At 54.6% G+C, this 7,848-nt stretch carries 1 protein-coding gene and 1 pseudogene; both read right to left on the bottom strand.

Features of this window, described 5'->3' with window-relative positions; all coding sequences use genetic code 11:
- Positions 1-3,795 (bottom strand): annotated as a pseudogene (locus tag D7D48_RS10440) (hypothetical protein); the annotation flags it as partial.
- 93 nt (positions 3,796-3,888) lie between these two features.
- Positions 3,889-6,174 carry a beta strand repeat-containing protein gene (locus D7D48_RS10435; RefSeq protein WP_125231379.1) on the bottom strand — a complete coding sequence of 762 codons (2,286 nt, stop codon included), beginning with the start codon at positions 6,172-6,174 and terminating at the stop codon, positions 3,889-3,891.
- Positions 6,175-7,848 lie beyond the last annotated feature (1,674 nt).

The following is a 7,848-nucleotide window of genomic DNA, read 5'->3' as shown; positions in this document are numbered from 1 at the left end:
TCCACCGGCATGTTGGCCAGCCAATGCAATAATGAAAACGTCATCACCCGCATTACCAACAAGGCTGTCCGCGCTGGCTCCGCCAGTGATGGTATCGTTCCCCGAACCACCCGTGATCGTATCGGCATAGATTGAACCCGTCAGCGCCACCCCGGTTGCATTCCCACTGTTCGTAACCGTCCAGCCCCTAGTGCCGGCCGCGGCCGAAACGTCGATATTATAGCCCGACGCTGTGACGGTAGCGGCAGAGGCCGCCGCAGCCTTGTTGTAGCTTGCGCTCGTTGCGGTCCAAGCAGCCACCGCCGTGGCAGTCATTGATGCGCCGATCTCAACCTTCACGATGTCGGCACCATCGCCTAAATCGCTGATGGTATCGCTGCCCGCATCCACATTGAACGTGTCGGCACCGGTTCCACCGGTCATTGCATCATTACCTGCGTTACCGGTCAGAACGTCTACGCCCCCCCCGCCCGAAAGCGTGTCTGCGCCGTCGTTCCCGAGGAGGATATCGTTCCCGTCTTCGCCGTAAATCAAATCGTTACCGGCACCGCCATAGACGGTATCGCTACCTGCACCGACGCGGATCGTATCATTACCCTCGCCGCCTTCGACGTAATCTGCTACATTCCGGCTGGCATTATTGTCGATAACATCATCGCCGTCTCCGCCATAGATCTCGACCCCAAGGCTCACATAATCCCAGCTAATCGTATCGGTGCTGGAGCCCCCATAAATGACCCAAGTCCCCGCCGCTTCCGCCTCTGTTGCGAGCGTGACGTCGTTTACCGTGTTGTCGAGATCGAGCGCTTCAACCGATACCGTGTTGGTAAAGTCGCTGTCGACAAGCGTTACTGCGCCAATCAGACGCAGAGTGTCAAAATCCGCCCCGCCATCCACCAATGAATCAGCAGCAAAGGATTGGACTGCGGTAACTGAAGGACTGCTCAAAGCGCTGTAACTAAAGATGTCGTTGCCAGCGCCCCCGTAAAGCGCATCGGAACCCTTATTGCCGATCAGGGTGTCGTCCCCTGCCCCGCCCTTTATCGTGTCATTATGCTCGCTGCCGCTCAACGTAAACGCTTCGGTCTGATTTGTGAGATCGATCGTAACGGCCTGCTCTGCAGCCGAGGCGTCAACCAGTTCAATCCCGATAAGCTTGGCATTGCTTAGCGCGTTAAGATGATCTGATGTCTCTTCGAGCAGCAGAGTGTCAAAACCGGCTCCGCCGTCGATCACGAACGACGGATCGATACCCATATAGGTCACTGCCCACACGTTCGACTTTGTCACAAAGCCGGTGTCGGTATCCGTTACCCAGATGCTGTAACCTGCAGTTACATAATCGTAGCGGAACAAATTATCCTGGCTAAGGGGGTTAAGGTTACCATTGCCATCGCTATCAATCTGATCAACCGTTGCATAAATTGAACGGCTATCATTGATTGTGGTCGACGAACCCGAAGATACTGTCACCGTGTTGATGAGATCTGCCCCATCATAAAGTTCAATAACCGTCGCCTGGCTCAAGGCGGGGCTCAGTGAAACGGACACAACAGAGCTCAATGCAACAGTTTTGCCGCCATTGCTGATCGCGGTATTTGTACCCGTTTCTTTCACTGCCGTAATTGTCGGTTCCACCAGTGCGAGAACCGGGTCTGCTGAGGGATTATACTGGTCAGCTGTACCATCATAAATCACAAAATCAGACATTTCCCGATGGCCGTTGATTTCGGCAATCTTCAACGCTTCGTGGTTTTCTATCAGGTTGTCGGAAGACCGAATTAGGAAGATGAATGTTTCATCGTCAGACCTAACCGCCACAAGCCCGTAAATGCCACTCGCGCCTGACTTGTTCGACAGTTCGAGCACGGGTGTGAAACCATCGCCGACGACCCCCTGATTATAGAAGAAATCAAGGAATTTTGTGCCGTCGTCATTAACACCAACCGTTGAATTGACCGTCCGCGAGGCTGTCATCAAGTTTAAATAGGCATTATTGTTGAACGCGCCGTTATAAGTTAAATTGTCATGTTCGCGCGCGTCCTCAAGCAATAGCCCCCCAGAAACGACAAGGCTGGCCCCAACAATACCAAAAGTAGCGGCAAGAAGCACCGCGCCCGCCGCGACCATGCCGCCACCGATTGGGGTCGTCTTCTGGCTGTCGCCCCTGTTTTCAGCGGCGTCATGCTGTGCATTGCTATATGGTCCAGGACCAAAGCCGCGCAGCTGGCCGAAGTAGAAGTTTGCGTAGAGATAGTCGACACCCGTTCTGAAGGTCTGGCCGTTTGTGTAACCGCCGCTGGCATCATGCACCGTCCCGCTGCGGCCGGTATTTTGACCTAGCGCGTTGACAACGCCCTTATCGAGATAAATCGTATCGTCGCCGCTAACCTCAAACCCAGTAATGTACTGCTTGCCCGACAAAGTGTCGATATAGACGCGGTCGGTACCACCGCTGGCTAGGCTGATTTGGTTGCTGCCCTTGTTACCGTAAAGGAAATCGGTGCCGCCGCTGTCACGCAGCGTGTCATTGCCATCGCGCCCGCGCGCGACAATCAGGCCACTATTTTGAACAACCTTGCCGGACAGGCCGTTGCGCAAATCGATTGTGTCGGCTCCGGTCAGGCCGCTTACATTATACAGGCCATCGATGATAGCGACGCCGCCGCCGCCAACATAAAGATTGTCAGTACCAGCATCCCAATCCTTTATCCGGTCAGCGCCGAATGGGGTTTCGGTATTGAAGGTCGTCCGAGACACCGAGCTCGCTACAGTTGCGGCGGACGTGCGGGAAATAACATTGCTGCTCGTTATTGTGGTAACAGCATTATCTTGATAGCCGACATAGAAGCTATCCGCTCCGGCGCCACCGGTCACGTCGTTGCCAATGACGGTTAACTCACCGTTCAAGGTCAGGACGATGTAGCCGCCATTTCCGTATATCAGATCAATGCCGTCGCCGCCGCTGATGACGTCGTAATCTGCCCCGCCATACAGCGTATCGTTGCCTATGTGGCCAAAAAGCGTGTCGCGGCCTGAGCGACCGTAAATCGTATCAGCACCACTGCCACCGGTAATGATATCCTCACCTGAAGAGGCGGCTGCGACAGTCGTCAGCGCGTCATAGATAAGCAAGCTTTCCGACTGGCCAGAGAAGTCGGCGGTCACATTACCGCCTCCAAGATTGTTGATGAAGACCGTCTGGAAACGCTGAATGTCAAGATCGCTGGCCGTGAAGGTCACGGTAAGCATTCCCGCATTGGTATTCCGCAGCTCAAGGATATTCGTCCCTGCACCGCCATCATAGCGGTCGACACCTGTGCGGTCGATATCATTGACGAGGATCAAACGGTCATTGCCGACGCGCAAATCGATCAGATTGGCGCCGGTGCCCGTCGTAATAGTATTGTTGGTCTGCATGATGTTGGCACGGTTGCCCGTGACAGTGATCGTATCGTTCCTGCCGGTGCCATAGAGGTTGAGGATGCCCCCATTGGTAGTCAGTGTGTTACCGAGAGAACTGAGCAGAAAGACCGTGGTAAGCATGCGCGCGGTGCCGTCCAGAAACTCAACATTGCGCAAATCCAAATTGGCCGCACCCGCGAAGTCGAGAGTAAGGCGATCGATGCCGCCTCCCAGATCGATTAAAGCTGAAGAGCCATAGTAAATCCGTTGCAGCAGTAATGACTGGTTCAGCGCGCTGCCGCTGATCGCATTCCAGTTAAAGCCCCCCGCGATGGCCGCAGTAGGTGTGCTGATCGACCAAGAACCTGGTTTAATTTGCCTTAACGTCATGGGCTTTTCCTAAAAAACTTAACTTTTCCAAAATAAACTGGGTGGAATGCCATAGACACTCCACCCATAGTCTTCATCTATCTGAATGAGCCATCAACCAAAGATAAACGAGGTCCCGACTGTTAGCGCGGTTGTATTGGTAAGAACCACACCAACCATCGTCACGTCGCCGGCAGATGGGTTGGCATCCCATAGCGCCAACAAATCAGTGCCTGTAGAGTTGTACGTAAACGTTCCACCCGCATAGTTGCCTCGAACGGTCGCATACTCACCCTCACCAATCTCAGAAACGGCGGTGTTGATGAAGGTCGCATTATTATCAGTCAAGTTCGACAGGTCGAATGTAGACAAATCAAGCACATCGTCATCGTTTACTGGGTCGAAGTTGTCAATTACCAAGACCCCGGCGATGTTATTCGCAGTAAAGGTGTCGACACCATCGGTAAATGCAAAGTCTCCGTCCACATCGTTGAACAGGAAGCTCGACGATTGAGAACCCGCAGTAATGCCAACCCGCATCGGGATATTATAATCTGTGCCGTCAAAGTTCTCACCTCCGGTGACAGCTTGGAACGTCAGGACATCGCTGTTGTGGAAGGTGAAGTCAGTGCCTTCATAGGTGTCGTACTGAACCTGCGTGATACGCGCACTGTCGTCACTATCGTTCAACGTCACCGAAAGACCGCCCAGAGCGCCAAACATTGCATAGTTCGTCGTCGAGGTGAACTGACCGCTGATGGTCAGTGCATCCGTCGCTGCAAACGAAATGCCCGCATTGAACAGCGTAGTGGCCTGTTCCAGCGTGATTGTGACAGCATTTCGGCTGTCATCAATCGTCACTGTTCCACCATTTGCGGTCAGGTTAGCCATATTAACCGCATCGCTCGTGATGGCCGAAACGCCGATATCGTTAATCGTCCCGATCGTAACGTTGTCATCTTTGAAGCTAAGCCCGTTTGTGATCATCGACTGAGCAACTTGACGCAGTATTCCGATGGATCCATCACCATCGATCGTCACCGATGCACCGCCCAGGGCGGAGATGGTGTAGTTGCTTTGCGCACCTAGGATCAAGCCGACATCGGCATCCGATGCCCCAGAGATCAGGATCGCCTCACCGCCGCTGAAGCGGATGCCGGCATTACGCAGCGCATCGAGACCATTCTTGCTGACGTTGACAGCTCCATCATCCAGTATCGTCATGCCCCGTGGTGCCATTGCCGAATATTCTGCAGCACGGGCCGCCAATTGGGCAACGTCAATATCACCAGTGTCGACGCCGCCAGTACCCGTAAGCACGGTGACAACATCGCCATTAGTCAGGTTCGGATTAAAGGTCACACCTTCATCCAACAAGCCGAGCAAGTGATCTTGAGTGACAGAAACCGATCCATCGCCGTCAAGCATCACGCTAGCACCACCAATCGCAGCTGTGCCGTAATCGCTAGAGTTTTGTGCCACCTGATCAAGGTCCGCATCGTCACCAGCGATTGTGATCACATCGGTGCTGGCAAACTGCAAGTCACCCGGACCGTAACGAAGCAGATCCAATTGCGTAACACTAAGTGTAACTGTGTTATCAATCAAATCCAGCGTGGTGCTGGCGGAATTGATGGTTCCGGTTGCATAGTTACCTGCATTCAATGCGATTGCAGTCACATCTGCATCAGACACCGAAAGGGTGATGTCGTCTAGGCCAGTGAACTGGATGCCGGCAAGACGCAAATTGTCCAATTGGGTCTTGGTAAGCGTGATCGCACCATCGCCTTCAATCCGAACGGATGCAGCACCGAGGAATGCAGCCGTATAGTTGGCCGTATTGTTCCCAATCGTCGCAGCTTCGGCATCAGTCACAAAGAGGGTCAGGTTAACGTTGCCATCGAACTTCGCCTCGCCTGCACCGCCAAGGTTGCCCACATCAGTAAAGTCGATCGTGGCCGAGTTGTCGTCATCAACCAACGTCACAGAGTTCGCACCCAAATAGGCGTTGCTCAGTTCCGCATAGTTGAAGTTGTCATCGAACTCATCCGCAACAGTCAAGACAACCAGGCCATTGAACTTCGCCTCGCCAGTGCCGCCAAGGTTGCCCGCATCGGTCAGGTCAATCGTGGCCGTGTCATCGGCATCGGCCAGCGTCACAGAAGCACCGCCAAGCGACGTCGTGTTGTACAACGAGTAGTCGACCGTGTTGTCGAAGCTATCGGTCATCACAACCGCATCCGTACCCGTCACAAAGACATCCCCGGCGATCATGTCATCAGCATCTGTAAGATCAATGTTCACCGTACCGTCAAGGTCGTCCAGCGTGACGCTATTCGCGCCCAGCCAAGTCGTCGCCAGTTCAGTATAATCCAGGGCTGCAGTGAAGTTGCCTGCCACCGTCAGATCCGCATTGCCATCGAACTCCGCTTCGCCCGCACCGCCAAGGTTNCATCGGCATCAACCAACGTCACAGAGTTCGCACCCAGATAAGCGTTGGTTAGTTCCGCATAGTTGACTGCAGCATCAAACGATCCTTCAACCGTCAGATCCGCATCGCCATCGAACACCGCCTCGCCTGCACCGCCAAGGTCGCCCGCATCGGTCAGGTCAATCGTGGCCGAGTTGTTGTCATCAACCAACGTCACAGAGTTCGCACCCAGATAGGCGTTGCTCAGTTCCGCATAGTTGACTGCAGCATCAAACGATCCTTCAACCGTCAGATCCGCATTGCCATCGAACACCGCTTCGCCTGCACCGCCAAGGTTGCCCGCATCGGTCAGGTCAATCGTGGCCGTGTCATCGGCATCGGCCAGCGTCACAGAAGCACCGCCAAGCGACGTCGTGTTGTACAACGAGTAGTCGACCGTGTTGTCGAAGCTATCGGTCATCACAACCGCATCCGTACCCGTCACAAAGACATCCCCGGCGATCATGTCATCAGCATCTGTAAGATCAATGTTCACCGTACCGTCAAGGTCGTCCAGCGTGACGCTATTCGCGCCCAGCCAAGTCGTCGCCAGTTCAGTATAATCCAGGGCTGCAGTGAAGTTGCCTGCCACCGTCAGATCCGCATTGCCATCGAACACCGCCTCGCCCGCACCGCCAAGGTCGCCCGCATCGGTCAGGTCAATCGTGGCTGTGTCATCGGCATCGGCCAGCGTCACAGAGTTCGCACCCAGATAAGCGTTGGTTAGTTCCGCATAGTTGACTGCAGCATCAAACGATCCTTCAACCGTCAAATCCGCATTGCCATCAAACACCGCCTCGCCCGCACCGCCAAGGTTGCCCGCATCGGTCAGGTCAATCGTGGCCGTGTCATCGGCATCAACCAACGTCACAGAGTTCGCACCCAGATAAGCGTTGGTTAGTTCCGCATAGTTGACTGCAGCATCAAACGATCCTTCAACCGTCAGATCCGCATCGCCATCGAACACCGCCTCGCCTGCACCGCCAAGGTTGCCCGCATCGGTCAGGTCAATCGTGGCCGTGTCATCGGCATCGGCCAGCGTCACAGAAGCACCGCCAAGCGACGTCGTGTTGTACAACGAGTAGTCGACCGTGTTGTCGAAGCTATCGGTCATCACAACCGCATCCGTACCCGTCACAAAGACATCCCCGGCGATCATGTCATCAGCATCTGTAAGATCAATGTTCACCGTACCGTCAAGGTCGTCCAGCGTGACGCTATTCGCGCCCAGCCAAGTCGTCGCCAGTTCAGTATAATCCAGGGCTGCAGTGAAGTTGCCTGCCACCGTCAGATCCGCATTGCCATCAAACACCGCTTCGCCCGCACCGCCAAGGTCGCCCGCATCGGTCAGGTCAATCGTGGCTGTGTCATCGGCATCGGCCAGCGTCACAGAGTTCGCACCCAGATAAGCGTTGGTTAGTTCCGCATAGTTGACTGCAGCATCAAACGATCCTTCAACCGTCAAATCCGCATTGCCATCAAACACCGCCTCGCCCGCACCGCCAAGGTTGCCCGCATCGGTCAGGTCAATCGTGGCCGTGTCATCGGCATCAACCAACGTCACAGAGTTCGCACCCAGATAAGCGTTGGTTAGTTCCGCATAG

Origin of the sequence: Sphingorhabdus wooponensis, assembly GCF_003933235.1 — a bacterium.
Classification (GTDB): Bacteria; Pseudomonadota; Alphaproteobacteria; order Sphingomonadales; family Sphingomonadaceae; genus Sphingorhabdus_B; species Sphingorhabdus_B wooponensis.
This window is presented reverse-complemented; position numbering and strand designations above follow the sequence as displayed.